Origin of the sequence: Tenacibaculum aestuariivivum, from assembly GCF_964507685.1 — a bacterium.
GTDB lineage: Bacteria > Bacteroidota > Bacteroidia > Flavobacteriales > Flavobacteriaceae > Polaribacter > Polaribacter aestuariivivum.
Genome location: NZ_OZ208414.1, coordinates 1,361,793 through 1,387,529, shown reverse-complemented (window position 1 = coordinate 1,387,529; position 25,737 = coordinate 1,361,793). Strand labels below are relative to the sequence as shown.

The window sequence follows — 25,737 nt, the reverse complement described above, 5'->3', positions numbered from 1 at the left end:
AATCTCGGTTTTTTTTTAAAAAAGATTATAACATGGCTACTTTTCCACTACTTATATGGTAAACTCCACCAACAATCTTAATTTCTCCATTTTCTTCCATTTCTTTTAGAATAGGACTTTTCTCCCTAATTCTTTCAATGGTCAATTTTACGTTATTTTCAATTGTTTTATTCACAAAATTAATATTAGAAGAATTATAATCTCCAGAAATTTCTTCTTCAGATTTTTTAACTGCTGGCTGAATATTATCTAACATTGATGTAATGTTTCCTAATTCAACATGGTCACAAGCAGCTTTTATTGCTCCACAGCTTTCATGTCCTAACACAAAAACTAATTTACTTCCTGCAACTTTACATGAGTATTCCATACTTCCTAAAATATCAGTATTTTCAAAGTTACCTGCAACTCTAGCAACAAAAATATCTCCAATAGTTTGATCAAAAATTAGTTCAACAGGAACTCTTGAATCTATACATGAAAGTACAATTGCTTTTGGGTGTTGACCATCTGTTGTTTGTGTTATTAATGCTTTATGATCTATTGTATGAACTTCGTCTCTTATAAAACGAGAGTTTCCTTCAATAAAATCTTGTAACACTATCATTGGTGTTAATTTATCTTGTATATCTTTTGTTATTGCTTTATTTCTGTGTGGCATATTTTTAATTTTTATAATCGTCTTTTACATTTTGTTTTACCCATTTTATACATGTATCAAATGATTTGAATATATGTTCATTAGGAATAAAATCAGGAATAATATCAATTCTTTCCATCATGTATTTTGGTTGCTCTAATAAATTAACAAATAAAACGTTTATATTTTTAGCTTTTAAATCTTGTAACATGTCTTCCATTGCATATAAGCCTGATTGATCCATATACTGCATTCTTCCTAAACGCATGATTACTATAGATGCGGTATCTGGAATTTGTAATGAAAGGGCTTGGAAATTACTGGTAGACCCAAAAAATAATGGTCCTTTTATGTGTTTTATAAAAACTTCTTCTTTTAAGTTTTGAGGAAAATTTATTTCATCTTCCCAAGTTTCTTCATCTAATGACTTTACATCTGAACGTTCAGCTGTAAGATCACCAATTTTTTTCATAAACATTAAAGAAGCAATTACTAAACCAATACCTACAGCATAAACTAAGTTCCAGAAAGTTGATAATAGCATTACAACTATCATAATAATAACTTCAGAACTAATTCTAAAAGGTCCTATTTTGGCGTCACGAGGTAAAAATGGAATAGCTTTTAAGCCTTTGTAATCCATCACGCCAATACCTACAGTAATTAATATACCTGCTAAAACAGCAGCAGGAATTTTAGATGCTATAGGCCCTAAACCGAGTAAGATAACTAATAGCATAACTCCCGCAACCATACCTGATAACTTAGTTTTACCACCAGAGTTAATATTTACAACTGTACGAATCGTAGCACCTGCACCAGGAATACCTCCAAAAACCGCAGCAATAGTGTTTCCAATACCCTGACCAATTAATTCTTTATTTGGTTTGTGCTTTGTTTTTGTCATATTATCAGCAACGACTGATGTTAATAATGAGTCAATAGCTCCTAATAATGATAGTGTTAAAGCTGTAAAAATATATGGAGTGATATTAGATAGGTTAAAATTTGTAAAAATTCCCATATTCGGAATTGGAAACCCTCCTGGAATTTCTTCAATAGGGCGATAATTTAACCCAAAACCTAATGCAATAGCAGTCATAGCAACTAAAGCAACAAGTGTACTTGGTACTGCTGTAGTAATTTTTTTAAATCCGTAGATTATAAAAATGGTTCCTAAGGCTAGTATAAATTCTAACCAATTAATATTTTTTATTGCTCTAGGTAAAACTTTAAAAGTACCTAAAACACCAGAGGCTTCTTTACCTGCTAAAGTTTTACTTTCTTTTAAAATATCTGCTTGTGTTGTAATTTCAGCCCTTTTAATCGTTTCTTTAAAGTTTTCAAGAACTAAAATACCTTTACCGGCTTCATCTTTTAAAATATTTTCTAGTATTAACTCTTCAGCTTGAGGCTTAAATTGTTGAACAAATTGAGCATCTTCTTTTGCATAATAACCAACTGCGGGTAAAATTTGTGTTACTAAAATAATTACACCAATGGCAGTCATAAAACCTGATACAACAGGGTATGGTATGTATCGTATGTATTTACCAAGTCCTAAAATTCCTAAACCAATTTGAAATAATCCTGCAAGTAAAAATACTGTTAAAATAGCAGGTAGTGCTTTTGTTATATCTCCATCATTTACTGCAACAAGACCTGCAATTACGACCATACTTACTGCTGTCATCGGTGCAGTTGGACCCGAAATTTGTGTGTCTGTACCTCCAAACAACGCCGCAAAGAAGGAAATGAAAATAGCACCGTATAAACCAGCGCTTGGCCCAAGTCCAGAAGATACACCAAAAGCCAAAGCTAGGGGTAAAGCAACAATTCCGGCAGTAATACCTCCAAATAAATCTCCTTTAAAATTTGAGAATAATTTTTTCATAAGTTATATATAATAAATTGTTTGATCTTTTTTGACTAAAAAAGATTATAAAAAATGTTTGCAATCTTAATAAAGTTAAGATTGCTTATTAAATCAATAAGAAGTTATAGTAATTCAGGGGGTTGAGTAGTAAACTCTAAATACTGAGTTTTGTATTTTTTGAAGATTGTTATATAATTATTATTTACCTTGTTTCGATCAAAATGATAAACAATACGAAATAATTGATTAATTTTTTCACTTTCATCTAGTTCTTTTCTATCTTCACTTTCATTTTCAAAATCATCAGTATCTAGCTGATAGCAAATTTCAATAGTATTTATAGCATCTATATTTTGAGCAACAACAAAAATACCCTTTAGTACAATTAATACTAAAAGAAAATATTTGAAATAGTTGTGTTTAAATAATTCAGCCATCTATAACAACAAAAATACCTAAATTTTTAGATTTGAATTGTTATAATTGCTTTAAATTTTCAGCTAACATCCAACCTGTTTTTCCATCATTTAGTTTAATTTTATACCAAGTATCAACAGTATCGAGTATTTTAACTTTAGTACCTTCATGTAATATGAAAATCTCATCTGCATCACTTGTAGGTGCATTTTTCACAATACTTTGCCCTGAAAAAATAATGGCTTCAATATTACTTTTAGATTGATTGTATTGAGAAAACGTAATACATAAACTAATTATAACGACTAAAAAAGTTACAATACTAGTTATAAAAAATAATCTTTTTTTATTTGGAGCATCTGAGAAGTAATAAAATAAAAATAGAATTGAAGCTAAAAATGAAAAAATTATAACAAGTATAGCCCAATTCGTATAGCTTAATTTTTGCAAGAAATTTTTATTTATTTTTTGAAGAATAGTTAAAGGTAATTCTTCAATTCTGTCTAAAGTTAAACGTTTAGCTATTATTAAATTATTTCGTGCATCTTCATTTAAAGGGTTTAATTGAAGTGCTTTTTCATAATTATAAATAGCAGGAGCTACTTTATTTAGCTTGTAGTAAGTGTTTCCTATATTATAATATAGTTCTGATGAAACGTTTTTTCCGCTTTCAATTTTTTCATATAATTTAATAGCCTCTTTATAGTTACCTTTTTTATAAAAAGTATTAGCATTTTTAAATAGTTCATCATTTGTTTGACCTAATGAAATACTTGATATAATAAACAATAATAGTACAATAATTTGTTTCATTATAGTTGCTTGTCTAATTGAGTTATAACTTGTTTTGCTTTTTCGTATTCTTCTTGCATTTGTACGTTTGTAATAGGCGTATATCTAGCAAAATCACAATCATTTAAAACAGATGTAAATTTATTTATAATTGTTTTATCAACTTTTTTTTCTTGTAGTATGGCAGTTATTTTATCACTACTAATGTCTAAAGTTTCAATAGTCAATTTTGCTTTTAAGAAATTATGTAAAGCTCTTTCTAATGCTTCATAAAAAGCAGCTTTATCACCTAGCTTATTAGCTGCTTCTGATAAATATTTTTTCGCTAATTTATCTGCTTTTCGTTGTTTATTTCCTAAAATATCTCCATCATTTTTTTCTTTTTTCTTTTTAAGAAAAATAACAAAAGGAATAGCTATTAACGGTAAAAATAATAAAACATAAAAAAGACTCGACTTAAAAAACGTTGATGTTTTTATTGGTTTAAAAGTTGTTGAAGTTTGAATATATTTAAAATCATTACCCTTAATTGTTATATTTTGTTTGGTTGATGTAGGTGTTTCAGTGGTAACAGGTAAGGCTTTTCCTTCTAAAACATTAACATATAAATCATCTGTTGTAATAGTTTGATATACTTTTTCTTTAGGGTTAAAATAAGAAAAACTAGTTTTTGGAATCTTATATTTTCCTTTAAAAACGGGTACTATGGTATATGTATTAGAAACAGACCCTTTTAATCCGCTAGTTGTAATACTAACATTTTCTTTTCTTTCGGGTTGATAAACTTCAAGTTCTTTAGGTGTTGTTATTTCAGGAAGTTCAAATAATTTTAAATTCCCGTTACCATTAACGCTTACTTTTATTTGAGATGACTCATTAGCTTTTAAAGTATTTTTACTTAGTGAAACATTAAAAGAAAATTGACCAACAGCACCTGTAAAATTTTCAGGCTTATTATGAAGTGGTAATGGTTTTACTTGTACTACTTTTTTAGCAGATGAAAATTCTCGTTGTATTTGTTTTGTAATAACGTTTCCAAAAAAATCGGCACGACCCGTAGGTACTGCTACAATAATATCCATTTTCATAGGGTCAATAGTTAACCTACCATCTTTTGTAGGCACCAAAAGAGCTTTATGTAATGTTGCATACCTATAGCGTTCACCATTATACATACCCATTTTTACAGGTGTACCATTTTTTTTAATTTCTTGATTCCAAAAACCATTATATTGAGGGTTTTGTGTAATAGCATTATCATAAATACCTACGTTTTCACTAAAATACAATCGATATTCAACATAAATAGCCTCTCCAACATAAGGTTGATGCTTTGATAATTCAGCAACCAAATGAATATTTTGTTGTGCAATATAATTAGGGTCGTTAGGATTTTTAGTAATAGCAGCTGCACTTAAAACAATAATTTTTATTGGTGATGATTTTATTATTTCACCATCAATTTCAATACTTGCTGATGGTATATTGTATTCTCCCTTTTGTTTAGGTTGAATTATATAAGTGTAGGATTTTTTAAAGCTGGCCTTTCCATTAATCCACGATTGACTTACTGATTGGCTTGGCCCTCCAACAATATTAAAATTTTTAAAGTTAGGTGCGGTAAAATTATCAGCTCCTTGTTTACTAATTGAAAATTCAACACGCAAACGTTCATTGACACCTAACTTATTTTTACTAACAGTGGCTTTTAATATAGGATTTTGTGCATTAACAACTAACGATAAAAAACATCCTAATAGTAATAATAGTATATGTAATTTTAATTTCATTTTCATTTTTTAAAAGGTAAAAAATTAGTAAGGATTTAAAATTGGAAAACTACCAATCTTTTTCTTGTTTTACTTTTCTTCCTTTCGATTTTTTAACATTCATTTTTTTCTGAGTTTTTTTCTCTTCGTTATTTAAGCTTTCAAGTAATTGTTTCATTTGCTCAGCAGACATTTTTGCTTGCTGTGGTTGCTGATTTTGTTTTTCATCCTTCTGGTCGTCTTTATTAGGTTGACCTTCCTCTTTTTTCTTTTCAGGTTTTTTTTGATCGTCTTCCTTATTCTTATCGCCGTCTTTTTTCTCTTTCTCTTTATTTTGGTTTTCTTTCTCTTTATCGTCTCCTTTCTTATCCTTCTTATCCTTCTTATCCTTGTTATCCTTGTTATCCTTGTTATCCTTGTTGTCCTTGTTGTCCTTGTTGTCCTTGTTACTTTGTTGCTCTTTTTTTAATTGTTTTTGAGCAACGGCTAAGTTATAACGAGTTTCATCGTCTTTAGGATTTTTTCGTAGCGCATTTTTATATGCATTAACAGCTTGTTGAAACTGTTTTTGTTCCATCATAGCATTTCCTATGTTATGGTAAGCTTCTGCCTTTGTAAATTTATCGGATGCTGTTTTAGTTGTAACTTCAAACTGAGTAACTGCCTCTTTGTACTTTTTTTGTTGATATAGGGTATTGCCAAAATTATAGTTTGCCTTACCATAGCTACTGTTTTTATCTAGTGCTTTACGGTATAAAATAGCCGCATCGTCAAACTTTTGTTTATTATATAATTTATTACCATTTCTCAACAATACTCTAGCTTCACGTTGTAGTTTTAAGGTGTCTTGTTGCGCATTACTATTTACAATTATTGTAAATAATAGTACTAAAAATAAAACATAGTGTAAACTTTTCATCTTTAATTTATTTTTTTGATGCTTCGTTAAACAAGTCAGCTTTTTTAATCCATTTTGTTTTTCTTTCGAATAAAAACAAATCGATAATTAAAAAAAGTAGTCCAATGCCTAAAAACCATTGAAACTGATCTTTATAATCAGAAAATTGCTTTGTTTCGAATTCGCTTTTTTGTGCGTTGGTTATAATTTTTTCAATAATATTAACTGGATTGTCTGTTTTATTACCATCAATGTATTTACCATTTGAAGCATCTGCAATACCTTGTAAAATAGTTGGCTTTCTTTTGGTAATAACAGTTTCACCCTTTCTATCTTTTTTATAACCAACAAGTGCCCCATTTAGTTTTATTGGAATAGGCCCACCTTTTTCTGTGCCAACCCCAATGGTATATACTTTTACACCATCATTTGAAATATTTTGGGCAAGTTGTTTTGTTTCTTCTTGATGATCTTCACCGTCAGAAATTATAATTAAAAAACGATTGGTTTGTTCGTCGTTATTATAATATGTTTTAGCTAAGTTTAATGCTTCATTAATAGCGGTTCCTTGACTCGATACCATATCAGGATTGGCATTTTGTAAAAACATTTTAGCTGCTGCATGATCGGTAGTAATAGGTAATAACGGATAGGCGTTTCCTGCATAAATAATAACACCTACTCTATCGCTACCTAGTTTGTCAATAATTTTAGAAATAATTTGTTTTGATTTTTCTAATCTATTAGGTGCAATATCTTCTGCTAACATACTTTTAGAAACATCTAAAGCAAAAACAACATCAACACCTTCTCTTTTAACTGTTTTTAGTTTGGTTCCCATTTTAGGATTTACCAACGAAATAATTAAAAAAGAGATACCTACTATAAAGAAAATCAATTTTAAAACTGATTTAAATGTAGATGAGTTTGGTGCTATTTTCGCTAACATTTTAGCGTTTGTAAATTTTTTCTGAGTGCGTTTTTTCCACCATAAAACTAATAAAAAAACAACAATTAGTAATGGAATAATTACAAACAGATAAAAATATATCGGTTCTTCTAATCTATATAACATACTTATATAAAACTTTTAAATAGTGTGTTTTTTAATAAGAATTCTAGTAACAAAAATATACCAGCAATGAATACCAATAATCGATATTTTTCAGTATAATTATAATATTTAAATTCTTCTATTTTTGTTTTCTCTAGTGCATCAATTTCGCTATAAATAGCTTTTAATTTAGAGTTGTCAGTTGCTCTAAAATATTTTCCATCGGTTTCTTTAGCAATATGTTTTAGTAATTTCTCATCTATTTCTACTTTTTGATTTCTAAATGAAATTTTTCCTGTTCTAGGATCCTTTGCCCATGGAAAAGGTGCCATACCATTTGTACCAATACCAATAGTATATACTTTAATATTATTTCCTTTAGCCAATTCTGTTGCCGTTTTTGGATCTACAAAACCAGCATTATTTACACCATCAGTTAAAAGAATAATTACTTTACTTTTAGCTTTACTTTCTTTCAACCTATTTACTGCCGAACCTAAACCCATTCCAATAGCTGTTCCGCCTTCTAGTTGTCCCCATTTAATTTCAGATAATGTTCTTTTTATAATAGATTTATCACTAGTAATAGGTGTTTTAGTAAAGCTTTCTCCTGCATAAGCTACTATACCTATCCGGTCATTTGGTCTACGATTTACAAAATCGATTGCTACTTTTTTAAGTGCTTCTAATCGGTTTGGTTTTAAATCTTTAGCTAACATACTTGCTGATACATCAATAGCCATAACTATATCAATACCTTTATTAGATTTAGTTTTTTTACTAACGGCTACATTCCTTGGTCTTGCTAAAGCAATAATTAAACAAGCTAAAGCTGTTAATCGTAGTAAGTGCAATAATGGTTTTAATTTAGGTAAAATGCCTCTATTTACTTTAAAACCTTTAATGCTAGATATTGTTAATTGTGCTGTGTCTTTTTTTCTAGAATAGAAATTCCAGAAAGCCAATAACGGAATTAATATGAGCAACCATAAAAATTCAGGACTATGAAACTCAAAGTTATTCCACTTCATCTTCTATTTCTTCTTTTTTAGGTTTTAAATTATCAATAATATGTTTAGCATCTTTACGGTCTTGTTCAATTTGATGCGCAATAGGCTTTGATTTTGCAAATTTTACTAAATCAGATTCTTGTAATAATTTTTTTAACTTGTAAACAGTGACGCCATCTGTTTCTATTGATTTAATGTTATTCAAATCATCTAAAATAGCAATTAATTCATCTGTTGTAATTTCTAAAGCAGGTAGTTTTAATTCTCTTTCAATATACCCTCTTATAATTGCTGTTAATTCGCTATAATATTTTTTGGTTTGATTGTTTTGCCAAAGTAATTTTTTATCTAACTGCTGTAGTTTTTCTACAGCTTCTTGATAAGGTGGTAAAGAAGGAATAATAATTTCTTCTTTTGCTTCTTTTTTCTTTTTGAAAACAAAGAAATAAAGTAGTAAAATACTTATTGTAAGTATGGTTAATGCCCACCATATATAGTTTCTAAAATCATTAAACTGATATGCTTCTCCTTTTATTCCTTTTATAGGGAATTTTTTTATTTTTGTAGTATCAATAGCTATTGTTGCTACATTAATAAGTAAGCTATCAGTTAAATAGGCTTGGTTTTTAATGAAAATTTGTTGTTGGGGTATGTAAAATGCACCACTGTCAAAACCAGTTAAAATATATTTTTTAACTAGCTTATTTTTAATAGTATCAATTTTTAAACTATCAACAACTTCTAATCCTTTTAAGTTTTCTAATTTAGAAATAATTACATTTTCGGTTTCATTTACCAAAATTTTATATTCAAATTGTTCTCCAATTCGAATATTAGTCGTATCAATTTCAACTTGTATTTTGTTAGATTGTGCAAATCCAACGCAATAAATAAATAAGAATATGTAAAGTAATTTGGCTTTCATTTTTTACTGTCAATTAAAATAGATAGTTATTACTTTCTTTTAAAGTAGCCTAATAATTTTTTCACGTAGCTTTCATCTACCCGAGTATTTATAGTTCCTGCACCACTTTTTTTGAAAGTAGTTTCAAAATAATCAGCTAATCGCAATGCGTTTGCTTTGTATTGATTTCTAACTGATATTGCACTTGTGTTTACTAAATATGTTTCTTCTGTTTCAGCATCTACCATGGGTACCATTCCTAAATTAGGAATTTCTTCATCATGTTTATCATATACACGAATACCAGTTACGTCATGTTTATTTCCAACTAGTTTTAGTGTTTTTTCATAATTATCATCCATAAAATCAGAAAGTATAAAAACAATAGCTTTCTTTTTCATAATGTTTGATAAAAATTTTAACGCTTCACTAATATTTGTTTGTTTACTTTTTGGTTTAAATTCTATTAACTCTCTAATGATTCGTAAAACGTGACTTTTTCCTTTTTTTGGAGGAATAAAAAGTTCCATTTGATCAGAAAATAAAATTAAGCCAACATTATCATTGTTTTGAATAGCTGAAAAAGCAAGTGTTGCTGCAATTTCAGTTACGGTATCTTTTTTAAACTGATTAGAAGTCCCAAAAAATTCTGAACCTGAAACATCTACCACCAACATCATAGTTAGTTCACGCTCTTCTTCAAAAACTTTTATATAAGGTTCGTTATAGCGTGCCGTAACATTCCAATCAATGGCTCTAATATCATCTCCGTATTGATATTGACGTACTTCAGAAAAAGTCATACCACGCCCCTTAAAGGTTGAATGGTATTCTCCTCCAAATATATGATTAGACAAGCGACGTGTCTTGATTTCTATTTTACGAACTTTTTTTAGTAACTCTTTTGTTTCCATTAGTTTAGCCAAGATTCAGGTAGGGGAGGAAGCTCTAACTCTGTATACTCAGCACTTTTTTCATAAGATAAAAGAGGTGCCACTGGTATGTGTAAATTTACATTGTTTTTTCTTCCAATCTCCTTAATTACATTACTCATACTTTGTTGCTTGCATAGTACTAAACTATTCATAATTACATTTGATTCTGTTTTTAAATCAAAGCAATCTACATAAAAACTTGGAATATCATCTTTATATATAATAGCTTCAGTATTTTTCTTTTCTTTTAATTCTAAAATTTTTCTTATTCCTTTTAATGTTTTATATGTTGTTAATTTAAATGTCATAATAGCTTTTTAAAATGTAAAATTTTCTCAAAATAATTGTGTAGTAGATAGAGATTTTTGCTATGACTGGGTTATATATTAAGGAACTTGTACTTCATTAATAATAGAATCTATAATATTAAGTGATGTAATGTTTTCTGCTTCGGCTTCATATGTAACGCCTATTCTGTGACGTAGTACATCGTTTACTATTGCGCGTACATCTTCTGGTATTACATATCCTCTTCTTTTTATAAATGCGTAACATTTAGCTGCTTTTGCTAAGTTAATACTACCACGTGGAGAGGCTCCAAAGCTAATTAAAGGTTTTAGTTTTTCTAAATTATATTTTTCAGGATAACGAGTAGCAAATACAATGTCAAGAATATATTTCTCAATTTTCTCATCCATATACACTTCGTTAACAATTTCACGAGCTTTTATAATTTGATCTACTGAAATAACAGGGTTTATTTTTCCAAAAGTTCCGTTAAGGTTTTGACGCATAATTATTTGCTCGTCTTCAATTTTTGGATAATCAATAACTGTTTTTAACATAAAACGATCCATTTGAGCTTCGGGTAGCGGATATGTTCCTTCTTGTTCTACAGGGTTTTGAGTAGCCATTACTAAAAAAGGCTCTTGTAGTTTAAAAGTTTCATCACCAATGGTAATTTGACGCTCTTGCATTGCTTCTAATAATGCAGATTGAACTTTAGCGGGTGCACGGTTAATTTCATCAGCTAAAACAAAATTTGCAAAAATGGGTCCTTTTTTAATAGTGAAATCATTTTCTTTTACGTTATAAATCATTGTACCTACAATATCAGCAGGCAACAAGTCAGGCGTAAATTGAACACGACTAAAGCTACCTTGTACAGCTTTAGCAAGCGTATTAATAGCTAATGTTTTTGCTAATCCAGGTACTCCTTCTAATAGAATATGCCCGTTTCCAAGAAGTCCAATAAGTAGTCGGTCAATCATGTGTTTTTGACCAACGATAACTTTATTCATTTCGCTAGTTAATAAATCAACAAAAGCGCTTTCTCTTTCTACCTTTTCATTAATAGCTCTTACATCTACATCCATAGTAATTGAAATATTATTATTATAATTTATGTAACAAAGCTACAATAATAAGAAAATAACACGTGTTAAAGTATGGTTAAAGATAAAAAAATGAATAAACAAGTAGGTGTTTAATTAAGTAAAATCATTTTTTATATTCTTTTAAAGATAGTTTTTTGTTCTCTAAAATAGCGTAGGTAAAATACTTAATCCAATCACCAGTGTTTATATAGCTACTGTTTTTTTGTAATTTAATTTCTAGTGGAAGATGACGGTGTCCAAAAACAAAATAATCGTAGTGTTTTGTTTCTAATTTTCGTTTACAATATTGAACTAACCATTCATTATCTTCTCCTAAAAATTTAGCGTCATCATCGCCAGAAATAAGTTTGTTTTTAACAGACATATATTGTCCTAAACGAACTCCTAAATCAGGGTGTAACCAACGAAACATCCATTTAAATAACGGAAAAGTAAATACTTTTTTCATTCTTTTATAACCTTTGTCATGAGGTCCTAATCCATCTCCATGACCTATTAAAAAGGTTTTTCCATCAATATTAAATATTTGTGATGTATGATATACAGGAATATTTAATTCCTTTTCAAAATAATCGGTCATCCATAAATCATGATTTCCTACAAAAAAATAAATAGGAATTCCGCTGTCTTTAATTTCGGCAAGTTTTCCTAAAACACGTACAAATCCTTTAGGAACTACGGTTTTATATTCAAACCAAAAGTCAAATAAATCACCTAATAAAAAAATAGCTTCGGCATCTTGTTTTGCTTCGTTTAACCAACGGATAAATTTTTGTTCTCTAGGAAAACTTTTTTCAGCTGTTGGCGCACCTAAATGCTGATCGGAAGCAAAATAGATTTTTTTATTTTGAGTAGTATTAATTGTAATCAAAGGTGTAATTTTTGGTAAAAATAACTAATTTGAGCTACTTTTGTTAAAAACGCTTACAATACCATGGAAATAAATCCTTTTGATAATACTTACTTTATGAAAAAAGCTTTAGAAGAAGCAGAAATGGCTTTTGATAAAGGGGAAGTTCCTGTGGGTGCTATTATTGTTTTTAAAGATAAAATAATTGCTCGAGCGCATAATTTAACCGAAACGTTAACCGATGTAACGGCACATGCCGAAATGCAAGCTTTTACGGCTGCTGCTGATTTTTTAGGCGGAAAATATTTAAAAGATTGTGCTTTATATGTAACGCTTGAACCTTGCCAAATGTGTGCAGGGGCAAGTTATTGGGCACAAATTGGTAAAATTGTGTACGGAGCTAGCGAACCAAAATTAGGTTATAGCGTGTTACAAACTAAGCTACATCCTAAAACTAAAGTTATATCAGGGGTTTTACAAGAAGAATGTAGTTTTTTATTGAAGAAGTTTTTTATCGAAAAACGAAATTTAAATTGATTTTTTAAAAAGATAAAATAATAGCTGTATTTCTAGCCCCGATTGAAGCAATTGTTTGAGCTCTTTTTTGTTTTTTTTCTTTTAAAAAAAAATAAAAAAAGCGAGTGCGGAAAGCGGGAAATTGCTTCAAATTATCTTTTTTATATTTCTTTTTGATGAAAACATTAAAATAAGGTCTGTTGTTTTAAGCCACTTTCGTGTTCTAAAAGCCATTTTTTTCGCCAAATACCGCCAGCGTATCCTGTTAACGAACCATCTGAACCGATAACTCGATGACATGGAATTAGTATCCAAATTGGATTTTTGCCGTTTACTGAAGCAACTGCTCGTATTGCTTTGGGATTTCCTAATTGTTTTGTTTGCTGTAAATAAGTGGTGCTTTTTCCAAACGGAATATTTAATAATTCTGCCCAAACTTTTTGTTGAAAATCTGTTCCTTGCGGATTTAATTTTAAATCGAAAGTTGTTCGTGTTCCTGCAAAATATTCGGATAATTGGGTAACACATTTTTGTAAATAAATCGGGATTTCAGTTGAAGAATTAATTTGTTCATCTACAACTGAAACCGATTGAATTCCGTTTTGGTTACCAACAATTTTGGCAGTTCCTATGGGAGTTTTGTAATATGTAGTTTGTGTGTTAGACACTAAAAATATCTTTAGAGTTTTGCGTAGTAATTTCTGAAATTTCATCAAAAGTTAAATCGTAAATGTCTACTAATTTATCAACAACGTTGGTTATGTAAGCGCTTTCGTTACGTTTTCCTCGGTAAGGCGTTGGCGCTAAATATGGCGAATCGGTTTCTAAAACAATATCTTTTATGTCTATTTCATTTAAAAATTTATCAATTTTACCCTTTTTAAAAGTTGCAACTCCGCCAATTCCTAACTTCATATTGTAAGAAATTGCTTGTTTTGCTTGTTCTAGTGTTCCTGTAAAACAATGAAAAATCCCGAATAAATCATCACCTTTTTCACCTTCTAATACTTCAAAAACTTCATCAAAAGCATCACGACAATGAATTACAATCGGTAATTTTTTTTCTTTTGCCCATTGAATTTGAGTTCTAAAAGCTTCTTGTTGTTGCGTTACAAAGGTTTTATCCCAATATAAATCGATTCCAATTTCACCAATAGCATAAAAAGAGCGTTTGTCAATCCATTTTTTTACATGTACAAGTTCTTCTTTGTAATTTTCTTTTACATAAGTCGGGTGTAAACCCATCATTAAAAACACCTCGTTTGGATGTTTTTTTTCTAAGTCTAGCATTCTTTCTGTTGATGAACTATCGATTGCTGGGATAAAAAAACGAGATACTCCTGCATCTTTTGCACGCTGTATCATCTCGTTTCTATCTTGGTCAAATTCTTCAGAATATAAATGGGTATGTGTATCAGTAATCATTTATGTATATTTACAATAAGCAAAAGTACGAGAAATGGGAAGTTTGAAAAAGATATTAAAGAAAAAGAAATATACTAAGATAAAGCTTAAAAAAATGGTAACGAATCATTTGGAATTGAAAGCTAAAATTAACGGTGTAAAAGGAACTTTTATTTTAGATACAGGTGCCTCAAATTCATGTGTTGGCTTAGATTTAATAGAGCGATTTAAATTGATATCCGAAGAAAGTGAAGTAAAAGCAGCAGGAGCAGGGGCAACAGATATGGAAACTCAAAAATCGGAACATAATTCGTTAAAAATTGGAAAGTGGCAAACCAATCAATGTAATTTAGTATTGTTTGATTTAACACATGTAAACACTGCTTTAACTCAACATAAAGCTAAAAAAGTAGACGGAATTATTGGTGCTGATATTTTATATAGTGGAAAAGCATTTATCGATTATGATAAAAAACTACTGTATTTGAAAAAGTTAAAGAAAAAGAAACGTAAAAAATTATTTAAAGTCCCATTTTAAAAGTTTGAATTTATTTATCGAAAAAAAGGAATCATTAAATTGATGTAATTGATTACTTCTAAAATAATAAGTCCAAAAGTTATAAATACGCTATACAAAGAGATAGTTTCTAAGTAGTTATTTTTCCTTTTTTTAACGGGAATTATTTTTGATATATAGAATAAAACACAATATATAAAACCTCCTAATATTGGTAAATAATAAATAATAGTTTGTCCTTCGCCTAAAAATTGTGATAGGTTTATCGAACTACCAAAGAGATAAACAAATATCCAATTAACAGTAAAGAATAACATTTGGAGTATTAAAATACTCAAAATAGAAGTTGGAAAATCTTGTTTTTCGGTTTTATTATTGGAGTTTAGATATATCAAAATATAAAAAGGCATAAAAGAATGTAATAATAATCTTATCCAAAAATTGATTTCTAAAACAGGAAAACTAAAGCTTAAAAATTTATGTGATGATAAAATATCAGAAAAACTCAAAATAAATAAGGTTATTATACTTAAAGCAAGCATCGGAAAAAAGATAAATCCCATAATATTACCTTCCATTCCTTTTAAATAAGCACGTAAAGTAAACCCTGTTACGAACCAAGTAATTGCCGAAACAAATATGTTTTTAGGAACAAAAACTTCCCAAAAATTAAAATCGACAAAAAAATTACATAGGTAAGTTATACCAAGTATAATTGTTAGGTATCCAAAAGAAAAAAGTAGGTAAGGTCCTACTTTAAGTTTAGTAACATTGGTTTCTTCTTTTGTGAAAAAATAAGCTTTTTTTTTAGATGAAAGTATTATAAATTGTAAAAAAGAAAAAGGATTTAAAAGTATATTAATAATAGAAAGTAGTATTTGTAATATCAATTGAATAAGGCTTTAAATATTCTGAATTATAATCATGTAAAGTATGCTTAAAAGATTTTAAAAACAAAAAAAGGCTCGTAATTTTAAATTACGAGCCTTTTTAATAATAAGAAATTTCAAAAAAAATATTAAGCTAATACTTCTTTAATTCTTCTAACAGCTTCACGTAATTGTAATTCAGAAGCAGCGTATGACATACGAATACAAGCAGGTGCACCAAAAGCTTCACCAGTAACGGTTGCTACATTAGCTTCTTCTAATAATAACATAGAAAAATCGCTAGCATTATTAATTTGTTTTCCTTTAATAGTTTTTCCGAAATAAGCAGATACATCAGGGAAAATATAAAACGCTCCTTCAGGAATGTTTAATTTAATTCCTTCAACATCACTTAATAAATCTAAAACTAAATCTCTACGAGTTTTAAATTCATCAACCATGTATTTAATTTTAGTTGGTTCAGCTAAAACAGCGGTAATTGCAGCACGTTGTGCAATACAATTTGTTCCTGAAGTAATTTGCCCTTGCATTTTAGTACAAGCTTTAGCAATCCATTGTGGGGCACCAATAAAACCAATCCTCCAACCTGTCATGGCAAAAGCTTTTGCTAATCCGTTTACGGTAATAGTACGGTCATACATGTTTTCGATGGCAGCAAAACTAAAGTGTTTTGTTCCATAATTGATATGTTCGTAAATTTCGTCAGATAAAATATAAATATTTGGGTAATTTTCTAATACTTTTGCTAGAGCTCTGTATTCAGCCTCTGTATAAATAGTACCACTTGGGTTATTTGGCGAGTTAAAGAAAATCATTTTTGTTTTAGGTGTAATTGCTGCTTCTAACTGCTCTGGAGTAATTTTAAAATCAGTATCAATAGAAGAAGGAATTTCAACAAATTTAGCCTCACATAAGGTAGCAATTGCAGAATAACTTACCCAATAAGGTGCAGGTAATAAAACTTCGTCACCTGGGTTTAATAACACTTGTGCAATATTAGCAATAGATTGTTTTGCTCCTGTTGATACTACAATTTGATTTGGAGTATAAGTTATGTTGTTATCACGTTTAAACTTTGTGCAAATAGCTTCTTTCAGTTCTACATATCCATCAACTGGAGTGTATGAGTTATAATTTTGATTAATGGCCTCAATAGCAGCGTTTTTAATAAAATCAGGCGTATTAAAATCAGGTTCTCCTAAACTTAAGCTAATGATATCTCTACCTTCTGCTTTTAATTCTCTTGCTTTAGCCGCCATTGCTAAAGTTTGTGATACAGGTAAACTGTTAATTCTGTTTGATAATGCGTTTGACATTTTGTTGTAAAATTGAATTGTTAAGTTTCGTGTTATTAATTATATATTGTTTAAGCAGTTTGAGGTTTTTTACCTAAAGTACTTAATTGTTTAAAGTGCTCAATAAAAGCCTTTGTCATTGTTTTGTATTCATTATACGGTAGGTTAAATTCTGCCGTTGTTTCTTTTACGATTTTGGCTAATTTATTATAGTGAACATGTGAAATATGAGGAAAAATATGATGTTCTACTTGATGGTTTAATCCACCGGTATAAAAATTTACGAACCAGTTTTTAGGTGCAAAATTTGAGGTAGTATATAATTGATGAACTGCCCAAGTGTGTTTTAAATTACCATCCTTATCAGGTAAAGGCATCTCAGTATTTGGTACTACGTGTGCTAGTTGAAAAACAACACTTAAAATCATACCAGCAGTATAATGCATTACGAAAAAACCTACTAAAATTTTCCACCAAGCAATATCTAAAACAAGTAATGGAAGTACAATCCATAAAGAGTAATAAGCTATTTTAGAAATAACTAATTTTGTCCATTCTATTTTTGGGTTAGGAAATTTACCATACGATAATTTACGTTTTAAGTAACTACTCATTTGTTTAATATCCGTAGTAATAGCCCAGTTTATGGTTAACAACCCGTATAAGAATATTGAGTAAAATCGTTGAAATTGGTGTACTGGTAGCCATTTTGAATGCTTAGAAAAACGAATAATTCTACCTGCATCAATATCTTCATCATGTCCTTTAATATTGGTAAATGTATGGTGTAGTACGTTGTGTTGCACTTTCCAATTATATACATTTCCTGCTAAAATATAAATACTGCTACCCATTAATTTGTTTAGCCAGCTTTTACTTGAAAAAGATTCGTGGTTGGCATCATGCATTACATTCATACCAACACCAGCCATACCTATACCTGTAATTATAACAAGTAAAAGCATTAACCACTGTGGCATAGCTACGGTTAAAATTAAAATAAAAGGAATTAAAAAGGTAGCAAACATTATGATTGCTTTACTATATAATTTCCAATTACCTGTGCGTTTAATATTATTTTCTTTAAAATATGTATTTACTCTTTTGTTAAGAGTGCGAAAGAACTTTACATTATTTGTTCTTGAGAAGTTTATAGTATTCATTTATGGCGTATTGTAATAGCAAAAATAAACGTTTTTACTTTATTTATAGCTTTGTACTAACTTTTTAACAAGAAACATATCTTTTGTTATATAAATGACTATTACCAATTAGTTTTTTATTTTTGCAATGAAAAATATATTTGATGGAACTTATAAAAAAATACTTTACCAATTTAACTGAAACACAGTTAGCACAGTTTTCTAAATTACAAGGTTTGTATGAAGATTGGAACTTAAAAATTAACGTTGTTTCTCGTAAAGATATTGATGAGCTATACTTGCGTCATGTTTTACATTCATTAGCTATTGCTAAAGTAATGTCATTTAAACCAGGGTCTAAAGTAATGGATGTTGGTACAGGAGGAGGTTTTCCAGGAATACCATTAGCTATTCTATTCCCTGAAACACAGTTTCATTTAGTTGATTCTATCGGAAAAAAGATAAAAGTAGTGAATGAAGTTGTTGAGGGTTTGGGTTTACAAAATGTCAAAACTACTAATGGTCGCGTTGAGGAGGTTAAAGATACTTATGATTTTATTGTAAGTAGAGCAGTGGCACAAATGGAAACTTTTGTTGGTTGGACAAAAGGAAAAATTGCTAAAAAACAAAATCACGATTTAAAAAATGGAATTTTATATTTAAAAGGAGGTGATTTAACCGAAGAATTAGAAAAATATACTTCGGCAACAATTTATGATTTACCTGATTTTTTTGAAGAAGATTTTTTCGAAACTAAAAAAGTTGTGCATTTAGGTATGAAGTTTAAAAGCTAATTTTTAAACGCAAACATAATTAAACTAAAAAAGGCTTTTGATTTAAAATCAAAGGCCTTTTTTTTAGTTTTACTAGTTTTTATTTTTTAATAGTAGAAAAAACATAATTCATCTCTGAAGCTATTAATAAGCAACAAGCGGCATATTTTTCCTTTTCTAACGGAGTGTTGTCGTATGCCTTTGGGTCTTCAAAAGTTATAGGAAATCGCCCTTCAGCCCCAGCAATAAAAGGACATCCACCATCGGCTTGTGAACAAGTCATAATTGCTCCAAATTCAGAAACAGGGTTAAAAGCATCATTATATTTTTTAGAAAAACCTATAATAGGTAGTTCATTATCGGAGTATTTTACAGCATAAACAGGATTGTTATTATCTGATAATTGTTGAATTTTAAAACCGAAATCAATCAAAGTATTCACAATAGTGCCATTCATTCTAGTTGCTTCTGTTCCTCCAGAATATGTAAAAACATTATTAATATCATAATTATAAGCCATTACCTGCGCCCATATTTGGGCTAAATGACTTCTTCTCGAATTATGGGTACAAATAAAATTAAGGTTAATAACCTCTTTTTTATTAATTTTATCTTGAATGTATTGTATTAGAGGAGCTAATACCTTTTTTCTTTCGTTAGAAACAGTGGGTATATTTAGTAGATTTTTATTTATTTGAGCGTACATTTTTATGGCTTTAATGTTTAACAGCATCCAGAGTTAGGTGTACAAGTAGTTTGTTCTTGTATATTGGCTAACTTTACTTTCTTTTTTTCAGGAATTCCACATTTATCTTTAGCTAAACAATCTGTTAAGGTTGCCGTTAATAAAAAGTGTGTTCCATCAAAATCCAATCCATATTTACCAATAGTAGCACCTTGATATTCTACTTCAATTTCTAAATCGGCAATATGTAATAACTTTTCAGAAAGCTCAATAATATTCATTAATTTTTCAGGATGCAATCTATGATCATAATCATCAGCCTCCCATAATTGAAAGTTAGCTACCTCTTCATTTCTAACCGTTCCGCCACAATCAATAAAATTTTTAGTAACTCTACCAACCTCTGTTACGTGAAAATGATTAGGCACTAAACTACCATTAGGTAATTTAAAAGCAATTGTTTTTAAAGACGTTAAATGATTTTTAATTTCTGATAATTTCATTTTTTTTTATTTTAATTGTGTTCCTAACAATGGTTTATGTAATAGTTTAACAACATTTACTAGTGTTTTCATCAAGGTTTAAAAAGCTATTTAATAATAATTTAATACCCTTCCAGTTTTCAATATTTATACAATAACAAACACTAGTGCCAGTTATATTTCCTTTAATAAGATTAGCATTTTTTAACTCCTTTAAATGTTGAGAAATGGTAGGCTGAGCTAATCCGATTTCTATAACTAAATCGCCACAAACACACGAATTTATTTTAAACAAATGCTGTAAAATGGCAATACGAGCAGGATGCCCAAGTACTTTTGCTATTTTTGCAAGCTCGTTTTGTGTTGTTGTAAAAATTTCTGATTTGGTAACTCCCATTCTATTAATTATTATATTGCAATATTACGATTAATGTTTGGTTATACAAAATAACATTTCTTTTTTTGAAGCAATTTCCCGCTTTACGCACTCGCTTCTTGCTGAAAAAGCAAGAGAGCTCAAACAAATGCTACAATCGGGGCTAGGCATTTTACAAAGTTTAGGTATATTTATAGAAAAGTAGTTGTTACTTTTTTTTTCCTTTTTAAAAAATAGATAACTTTTTAATTAAGTATAAAATGTAAAATTTTGAAAAATAAAATTTTTATAAGCTTAATAATTATTTCGGTTTTTGGAATTTTAATTCCTCAGAACTTAAAAATGCCTGTTAAAGGAGCAACCAAATCTGATTATCACCCAAAATCATTTTGGTTTTATCCTTGGGGAAAATCTATTACTCATAAAGGGGTTGATATTTTTGCCAAAAAAGGAACGATAATTAATTCTTCAACATCAGGATTGGTATTGTATGCTGGAGAGATAAAAGTAGGAGGTACTATTGCGCTAGTATTGGGGCCAAAATGGAGATTACATTACTATGCACATATGGATAAACTAAAAACTACTTCTTTTACTTATGTAACTAAAAGCGAAATAATTGGAACTGTTGGAGCTAGTGGAAACGCTGTAGGTAAAGCCGCACATTTGCATTATGCTATTTTAACTATAATTCCTTACGTTTGGCGAATTGATTTTGGTAAGCAAGGTTGGAAAAAAATGTTTTATTTAAATCCAATTGAATATTTAGAAAACGGATAAAGGTTTAATTAATAGTTTATTACTGAATTATTGCTATTATTAATTATAAACAATTTTAAAGAAAATATTTTGTTAAAAAAAAGCTTATAACATACTTTCAGCACCAGTTTTAGCTACGTTAAAATCATTTTGAACTGTGCTACCACTTACACCAATAGCGCCAATAATAATTCCGTTTTTATTTTTAATTGGCATACCTCCAGCAAATGTAATTAATCCATTATTAGAATGTTCAATATTATATAAAGGAGCACCAGGTTGACATAATTCGCCAAGAATACCAGTTTCTTTTCCGAATAAAGCTGCCGTTTTAGCTTTTTTCATAGCAATATCAATAGGGCCTATAAAAGCACCGTCCATACGTTCAAAAGCTACTAAACTAGCACCAGCATCTACTATTGAAATACTCATTTTAGTATTTAAAGCTACTGCTTTTAAAGTTGCTGCAGTAATTACTTTTTTTGCTTCTGTTAAGGTTATATTCATAATAATTATGTTTTAAAATGGATAAATAAAAGTGTAAAATAGGTTGTCAAAGCTAAGGGTTTTTAACCTAAATTGAAATTGTATAATATTTCTATTATACGACTTACATGCTCAATTTAGTTCAAATTAAGAATTGCGGTAAATAAGGATGTGAAACTGAAATAAATTCAATTTGACGGATTTGAATCTTAGCCCCGATTGAAGCGTTTGTTTGAGCTCCTTTTTTTTCTTTTAAAAAAAGAGCGAGTGCGTAAAGCGGGAAATGGCTTCTAATTATTAATATTTTTTTGAGAAAAAATTAAAAACCTCTTCAAATACATTGAAGAGATTTTAATTTTATAAACTATGTTTATACAACGAAAAGGTTTTAATACCAACGTTTTTTCTTCTTTTTAGAAGCTTCAGATTTTCGTCCTTTTTTATTTGTACTAATAGTGTTTGGTTGCTTTATGTGTTTTGGTTTTACCAATAAAAATGGGTGATCTTCAATAATTTTTATAGGTCGTTTTAAAAATTCTTGAATGGTTTTGATGTAGCTAGTTTCATCGGCACTACAAAGTGAAAATGCAATTCCTGCTTTTCCTGCTCTACCAGTTCTACCAATTCTATGCACGTAAGTTTCAGGAACATTAGGTATGTCAACATTAATTACGGCATCAATTTTATGAATATCAATACCCCGAGCAGCAACATCGGTAGCTATTAAAATAGTTGCTTTATTGTTTTTAAAGTTTTCAATTGCCTGATTACGTAATATTTGTGTTTTATCACCGTGAATACTTGTTACTTTGTATCCGTTTTTAATAAGGGTTTGTTCTAATTTATCAACTCCGTGTTTTGTACGTCTAAAAATAAGAATACGTCCTTGTATGGTGTTACGTAATAAATGTAAGCATAAATCTACTTTATGTTTTTTAGGCGTGTAATATAATAGTTGTCCAATTTTATTTACCGTATTATTGGTAGGAACAACATTAACAACTTCAGGCTTATAAAGCATTTGTTTTGCTAAATCGCTAACTTTTTCGGGCATGGTTGCCGAGCACAAAAGCGTTTGTTTTTTGCGTGGACAAAGTGCTTCAATTTTTTTTACATCTTGAATAAAGCCCATATCTAACATTAAATCGGCTTCATCTAAAACAAAGGTTTTTAGTGTAGTTAAATCAACGCTTCCTTGTTCGTGTAAATCAATTAAACGTCCTGGCGTTGCTACTAAAACATCAACTCCTTTAGCTAAAGTTTCTTTTTGTGCTTTGGTAGATATTCCACCATATACAACTCCTGCAAGTATGTTTGTATGCTTTGCGTATGTATTAAAGCTTTTTTCAATTTGTATTGCCAGTTCTCTTGTAGGGCTTACTACTAAAGCTTTTATTTTTTTAGGACCTTTTTCAGGAACTAATGCTAGTTCTTGAGCTAAATTATGGATAATAGGTAATGCAAAAGCGGCTGTTTTACCTGATCCTGTTTGTGAACCAACAATTACATCTTTTTTATCTAGTACTAACGGAATTACTTTTTGTTGTACTAAAGTAGCGTTGTGATATTTTTCTTCACTAAGTGCTTTTAAAATTGCGTTATTAAGATGTAAGTCTGTAAACTTCATTGGTTATATTTTTTGCAAAGATAACTTAAATCAAATGATATGGGTTTGTTTCAATTTTAGTTTATAATTAGGTTCATTTTAAATAAAAGTTAAAAGAAAACCAAGGAGTGCACCACCTAAAACAATAAAAGCACTATTTATTTTTTTAAAACCAAAAACTACAAGTAAACTTGTAATAGCTATTAGAATTGTTTGCCAATTAATCAAGGTATCTTTTGTCATATTAATACAAACTGCTATAATTAATGCTACTGCAGCAACATTTACGGCGTCTAAAATTGAACGGATAATTTTTGATTTTCTCATTTTAGGCATTAACGGATTTAATATTAAAACAAAAATAAACGATGGTAAAAAAATACCTAGCGTTGCTACAATTGCACCTGTTATTCCGTTTAATTGCCATCCTATAAAAGTAGCGGTAGATAAAACAGGGCCAGGGGTTATTTGACCAACTGCAACAGCATCTATCAAGGCTTGCCTAGTTAGCCAGCCATTTGCTACTAACTCGGTGTCTAAAAAAGCAAATAATACATAACCACTACCATATAAAATACTTCCAATTTTTAAAAATGTAAGCACTATTTTAAAGTTACTTAAATTTAATTGTTCACTTGCTTGATATGCTAATAGTGGTATAAAACTATGTGTATTGTTTTTATTTTGTTTTAAAAAATACAAGCCTAAGCCAAGTAACCCGCAACTAAAAAGTGTTATAATTTCATTAACACCTAATAAACAAGCTATTAATGCAATGCTTCCTACAATAGCTAACTCAGTATTTTTGATGGCTTTTTTACCAAGCCTGTAGCCAGCCATTATTATAATTGCAATTACGGCTGGTTTTATACCGTAAATAAAAGGTTTTACGTTTGGTAGTTGTCCGTACTTTTGATATAACCAAGCGAAAATAGCAGTGATAATCACAGCAGGAAAAATAAAACAAAATCCTGCAACTATTAATCCTTTCCAACCTGCTCTTTCATAACCGCAATGCATGGTCATTTCGGTTGAGTTTGGCCCGGGTATTAAATTGGTGGCTCCAATAAGGTCTAAAAAGTGAGCTTGAGTCATCCATTTTCTCTTTTTTACTACTTCATCTTCCATCATAGCAATATGAGCAGCAGGACCTCCAAAACCAATACTTCCTAGTTTAAAAAAGAGTTTGGCTATTTCTTTTAAGTCGTTTTTTTGTTGCATTTTATTTTTTTAAAAAATAGACTGTTCTGATAAGGTTGTAAAACCTTCTAAAAACTTCATTCCTTTGTAAGAATTTCCTTTTTTATTTAATTTTGGGCTCCAAACGGCAATGCTATATTGGTTAGGATGTATTGCTATAATACCACCGCCAACACCACTTTTACCCGCTAAGCCTACTTTAAAAGCAAACTCACCAGATTCGTCATAAAAACCGCAAGTTTGCATTAATGCATTAATTCTTTTTGATTGACTTTTGGTTAGTATTTGATTTCCGTTATGTGGTGCTTTACCGTTATTGGCTAGAAATAAAAACAATTCAGATAGATGCTCACAGCTAAATTCTAACGAGCATAAATCAAAATAAAAATTGAGAACATCACAAGGTTCATTTTCAATATTTCCAAAAGATTTTATAAAATTACAAAGCGCTATATTTCTATAACCTACCGATTTTTCAGAAGCCGCAATTTTAGCTGAATAATGTATATCATTATTACTAGAAAGGCTTCTAATAAAGGTTAATAAATCTTCTTTAGGATTTTTTAAATTACTGATAAGAACATCTGCAATTACAATTGCACCTGCATTAATAAAAGGATTTCTCGGTATTCCATTGTCATTTTCTAGTTGAAGTAACGAATTAAATGGATTTCCTGAAGGTTCAACACCAAGCCTTTTCCATAAATCTCCGTCAAGAATTTTATACGCCAAACAAAGCGATAAAACTTTTGCAATACTTTGAATGGAAAATTTTTCTTGATAATTACCTAAACCACACTTTATATTAGATGTCGTAACAATATGAACACCAAATTTATTAGGATTTAAACTTGCTAATTCAGGAATATAAGAAGCCAAATTACCTTTGTTTTCAATAGCATCAACAGTTGTAAATACTTCTTGTATTATTTTTTTATAGTTCATTTTATTAAAATCAGTTTCATTAAAGGTAGAAAACAAAACTAATAGAAAATTACTTTAATTAAATAAAAAAATATCTCTTCACAGTGATAAATATTTTGTACAAAAAAACCTCATCAATA

At 29.5% G+C, this 25,737-nt stretch carries 29 protein-coding genes; 4 read left to right on the top strand and 25 right to left on the bottom strand.

The window, feature by feature from the left end:
- Nucleotides 1-25: 25 nt before the first annotated feature.
- The 13 genes from ACN5J4_RS06065 to ACN5J4_RS06005 all read right to left on the bottom strand — a co-directional run bounded on the left by ACN5J4_RS06065 (nucleotide 26) and on the right by ACN5J4_RS06005 (nucleotide 12,563).
- A complete protein-coding gene (locus tag ACN5J4_RS06065; RefSeq protein ID WP_418649126.1) occupies nucleotides 26-661 on the bottom strand; it encodes a carbonic anhydrase family protein in 636 nt (211 codons plus the stop codon).
- 4 nt (nucleotides 662-665) lie between these two features.
- Nucleotides 666-2,534 carry a SulP family inorganic anion transporter gene (locus ACN5J4_RS06060; protein WP_418649125.1) on the bottom strand — a complete coding sequence of 623 codons (1,869 nt, stop codon included), beginning with the start codon at nucleotides 2,532-2,534 and terminating at the stop codon, nucleotides 666-668.
- A gap of 104 nt (nucleotides 2,535-2,638) precedes the next feature.
- Nucleotides 2,639-2,953, bottom strand: a complete 315-nt coding sequence (locus tag ACN5J4_RS06055) for a hypothetical protein (RefSeq protein WP_418649124.1) — start codon at nucleotides 2,951-2,953, stop codon at nucleotides 2,639-2,641.
- 40 nt (nucleotides 2,954-2,993) lie between these two features.
- On the bottom strand, nucleotides 2,994-3,746 hold the full coding sequence (locus ACN5J4_RS06050) for a tetratricopeptide repeat protein (RefSeq protein ID WP_418649123.1): 753 nt from the start codon (nucleotides 3,744-3,746) through the stop codon (nucleotides 2,994-2,996).
- Nucleotides 3,746-5,521: a BatD family protein gene (locus ACN5J4_RS06045; protein ID WP_418649122.1), complete on the bottom strand. Its 1,776-nt coding sequence runs from the start codon at nucleotides 5,519-5,521 to the stop codon at nucleotides 3,746-3,748. Before ACN5J4_RS06045 ends, ACN5J4_RS06050 begins: the two co-directional genes overlap by 1 nt.
- 43 nt (nucleotides 5,522-5,564) lie before the next feature.
- The gene (locus ACN5J4_RS06040) at nucleotides 5,565-6,413 is read right to left on the bottom strand and encodes a tetratricopeptide repeat protein (RefSeq protein ID WP_418649121.1); all 849 of its coding nucleotides are present in this window, start codon (nucleotides 6,411-6,413) and stop codon (nucleotides 5,565-5,567) included.
- A 7-nt stretch (nucleotides 6,414-6,420) separates the two neighbouring features.
- Complete coding sequence (locus ACN5J4_RS06035; RefSeq protein ID WP_418649120.1) at nucleotides 6,421-7,467, bottom strand: VWA domain-containing protein; 1,047 nt, start codon at nucleotides 7,465-7,467, stop codon at nucleotides 6,421-6,423.
- Between the two features lie 2 nt (nucleotides 7,468-7,469).
- Entirely contained in the window at nucleotides 7,470-8,477 is a 1,008-nt protein-coding gene (locus tag ACN5J4_RS06030) for a vWA domain-containing protein (RefSeq protein WP_418649119.1), read from the bottom strand.
- Nucleotides 8,464-9,381: a hypothetical protein gene (locus ACN5J4_RS06025; RefSeq protein ID WP_418649118.1), complete on the bottom strand. Its 918-nt coding sequence runs from the start codon at nucleotides 9,379-9,381 to the stop codon at nucleotides 8,464-8,466. Before ACN5J4_RS06025 ends, ACN5J4_RS06030 begins: the two co-directional genes overlap by 14 nt.
- 29 nt (nucleotides 9,382-9,410) lie before the next feature.
- Nucleotides 9,411-10,274, bottom strand: a complete 864-nt coding sequence (locus tag ACN5J4_RS06020) for a DUF58 domain-containing protein (RefSeq protein WP_418649117.1) — start codon at nucleotides 10,272-10,274, stop codon at nucleotides 9,411-9,413.
- On the bottom strand, nucleotides 10,274-10,603 hold the full coding sequence (locus tag ACN5J4_RS06015) for a hypothetical protein (RefSeq protein WP_418649116.1): 330 nt from the start codon (nucleotides 10,601-10,603) through the stop codon (nucleotides 10,274-10,276). The genes ACN5J4_RS06020 and ACN5J4_RS06015 overlap by 1 nt, the downstream gene beginning before the upstream one ends.
- A gap of 78 nt (nucleotides 10,604-10,681) precedes the next feature.
- Nucleotides 10,682-11,671 (bottom strand): AAA family ATPase, encoded by a 990-nt coding sequence (locus tag ACN5J4_RS06010; RefSeq protein ID WP_418649115.1) that lies wholly within the window; start codon nucleotides 11,669-11,671, stop codon nucleotides 10,682-10,684.
- 124 nt (nucleotides 11,672-11,795) lie between these two features.
- Entirely contained in the window at nucleotides 11,796-12,563 is a 768-nt protein-coding gene (locus ACN5J4_RS06005) for a UDP-2,3-diacylglucosamine diphosphatase (RefSeq protein ID WP_418649114.1), read from the bottom strand.
- A gap of 63 nt (nucleotides 12,564-12,626) precedes the next feature.
- On the opposite strand from ACN5J4_RS06005, the gene ACN5J4_RS06000 reads away from it, so the two are divergent.
- Complete coding sequence (locus ACN5J4_RS06000) at nucleotides 12,627-13,079, top strand: nucleoside deaminase (RefSeq protein WP_418649113.1); 453 nt, start codon at nucleotides 12,627-12,629, stop codon at nucleotides 13,077-13,079.
- A gap of 164 nt (nucleotides 13,080-13,243) precedes the next feature.
- Here ACN5J4_RS06000 and ACN5J4_RS05995 read toward each other — a convergent pair whose 3' ends face one another.
- Both ACN5J4_RS05995 and ACN5J4_RS05990 read right to left on the bottom strand, forming a co-directional pair.
- Nucleotides 13,244-13,726 (bottom strand): methylated-DNA--[protein]-cysteine S-methyltransferase, encoded by a 483-nt coding sequence (locus ACN5J4_RS05995; RefSeq protein WP_418649112.1) that lies wholly within the window; start codon nucleotides 13,724-13,726, stop codon nucleotides 13,244-13,246.
- Complete coding sequence (locus ACN5J4_RS05990) at nucleotides 13,719-14,483, bottom strand: TatD family hydrolase (RefSeq protein WP_418649111.1); 765 nt, start codon at nucleotides 14,481-14,483, stop codon at nucleotides 13,719-13,721. Before ACN5J4_RS05990 ends, ACN5J4_RS05995 begins: the two co-directional genes overlap by 8 nt.
- 34 nt (nucleotides 14,484-14,517) lie before the next feature.
- On the opposite strand from ACN5J4_RS05990, the gene ACN5J4_RS05985 reads away from it, so the two are divergent.
- Nucleotides 14,518-15,000 carry a retropepsin-like aspartic protease gene (locus ACN5J4_RS05985; RefSeq protein WP_418649110.1) on the top strand — a complete coding sequence of 161 codons (483 nt, stop codon included), beginning with the start codon at nucleotides 14,518-14,520 and terminating at the stop codon, nucleotides 14,998-15,000.
- Nucleotides 15,001-15,014: 14 nt separating this feature from the next.
- Here ACN5J4_RS05985 and ACN5J4_RS05980 read toward each other — a convergent pair whose 3' ends face one another.
- The 3 genes from ACN5J4_RS05980 to ACN5J4_RS05970 form a co-directional block, all read right to left on the bottom strand.
- Nucleotides 15,015-15,869, bottom strand: coding sequence for a hypothetical protein (locus tag ACN5J4_RS05980; protein ID WP_418649109.1), 855 nt, complete (start codon nucleotides 15,867-15,869; stop codon nucleotides 15,015-15,017).
- 128 nt (nucleotides 15,870-15,997) lie between these two features.
- On the bottom strand, nucleotides 15,998-17,185 hold the full coding sequence (locus tag ACN5J4_RS05975) for a pyridoxal phosphate-dependent aminotransferase (protein ID WP_418649108.1): 1,188 nt from the start codon (nucleotides 17,183-17,185) through the stop codon (nucleotides 15,998-16,000).
- Between the two features lie 50 nt (nucleotides 17,186-17,235).
- Nucleotides 17,236-18,327, bottom strand: a complete 1,092-nt coding sequence (locus tag ACN5J4_RS05970; protein ID WP_418649107.1) for a fatty acid desaturase family protein — start codon at nucleotides 18,325-18,327, stop codon at nucleotides 17,236-17,238.
- A gap of 143 nt (nucleotides 18,328-18,470) precedes the next feature.
- Here ACN5J4_RS05970 and rsmG point away from each other — a divergent pair, with 143 nt between their 5' ends.
- Nucleotides 18,471-19,100 carry a 16S rRNA (guanine(527)-N(7))-methyltransferase RsmG gene (gene rsmG / locus ACN5J4_RS05965; protein ID WP_418649106.1) on the top strand — a complete coding sequence of 210 codons (630 nt, stop codon included), beginning with the start codon at nucleotides 18,471-18,473 and terminating at the stop codon, nucleotides 19,098-19,100.
- Nucleotides 19,101-19,179: 79 nt separating this feature from the next.
- On the opposite strand, the gene ACN5J4_RS05960 is transcribed toward rsmG, so the two are convergent.
- Genes ACN5J4_RS05960 through ACN5J4_RS05950 form a run of 3 tightly spaced genes read right to left on the bottom strand, consistent with a single transcriptional unit; the run spans nucleotide 19,180 to nucleotide 20,643 of the window.
- Nucleotides 19,180-19,785 carry a protein-tyrosine-phosphatase gene (locus ACN5J4_RS05960; protein ID WP_418649105.1) on the bottom strand — a complete coding sequence of 202 codons (606 nt, stop codon included), beginning with the start codon at nucleotides 19,783-19,785 and terminating at the stop codon, nucleotides 19,180-19,182.
- Between the two features lie 17 nt (nucleotides 19,786-19,802).
- Entirely contained in the window at nucleotides 19,803-20,267 is a 465-nt protein-coding gene (locus ACN5J4_RS05955; RefSeq protein WP_418649104.1) for a DUF6428 family protein, read from the bottom strand.
- Nucleotides 20,268-20,313: 46 nt separating this feature from the next.
- Nucleotides 20,314-20,643, bottom strand: a complete 330-nt coding sequence (locus ACN5J4_RS05950) for an ArsR/SmtB family transcription factor (protein ID WP_418649103.1) — start codon at nucleotides 20,641-20,643, stop codon at nucleotides 20,314-20,316.
- Nucleotides 20,644-20,892: 249 nt separating this feature from the next.
- Here ACN5J4_RS05950 and ACN5J4_RS05945 point away from each other — a divergent pair, with 249 nt between their 5' ends.
- Nucleotides 20,893-21,402: a M23 family metallopeptidase gene (locus tag ACN5J4_RS05945; protein WP_418649102.1), complete on the top strand. Its 510-nt coding sequence runs from the start codon at nucleotides 20,893-20,895 to the stop codon at nucleotides 21,400-21,402.
- An 84-nt stretch (nucleotides 21,403-21,486) separates the two neighbouring features.
- Here ACN5J4_RS05945 and ACN5J4_RS05940 read toward each other — a convergent pair whose 3' ends face one another.
- The 4 genes from ACN5J4_RS05940 to ACN5J4_RS05925 form a co-directional block, all read right to left on the bottom strand.
- Entirely contained in the window at nucleotides 21,487-21,888 is a 402-nt protein-coding gene (locus ACN5J4_RS05940) for a GlcG/HbpS family heme-binding protein (RefSeq protein WP_418649101.1), read from the bottom strand.
- A 367-nt stretch (nucleotides 21,889-22,255) separates the two neighbouring features.
- Complete coding sequence (locus ACN5J4_RS05935; protein WP_418649100.1) at nucleotides 22,256-23,494, bottom strand: DEAD/DEAH box helicase; 1,239 nt, start codon at nucleotides 23,492-23,494, stop codon at nucleotides 22,256-22,258.
- Nucleotides 23,495-23,572: 78 nt separating this feature from the next.
- Nucleotides 23,573-24,694 carry a chromate efflux transporter gene (chrA, locus tag ACN5J4_RS05930; RefSeq protein ID WP_418649099.1) on the bottom strand — a complete coding sequence of 374 codons (1,122 nt, stop codon included), beginning with the start codon at nucleotides 24,692-24,694 and terminating at the stop codon, nucleotides 23,573-23,575.
- A 9-nt stretch (nucleotides 24,695-24,703) separates the two neighbouring features.
- Nucleotides 24,704-25,618 carry a glutaminase gene (locus tag ACN5J4_RS05925; protein ID WP_418649098.1) on the bottom strand — a complete coding sequence of 305 codons (915 nt, stop codon included), beginning with the start codon at nucleotides 25,616-25,618 and terminating at the stop codon, nucleotides 24,704-24,706.
- Nucleotides 25,619-25,737: the final 119 nt, after the last annotated feature.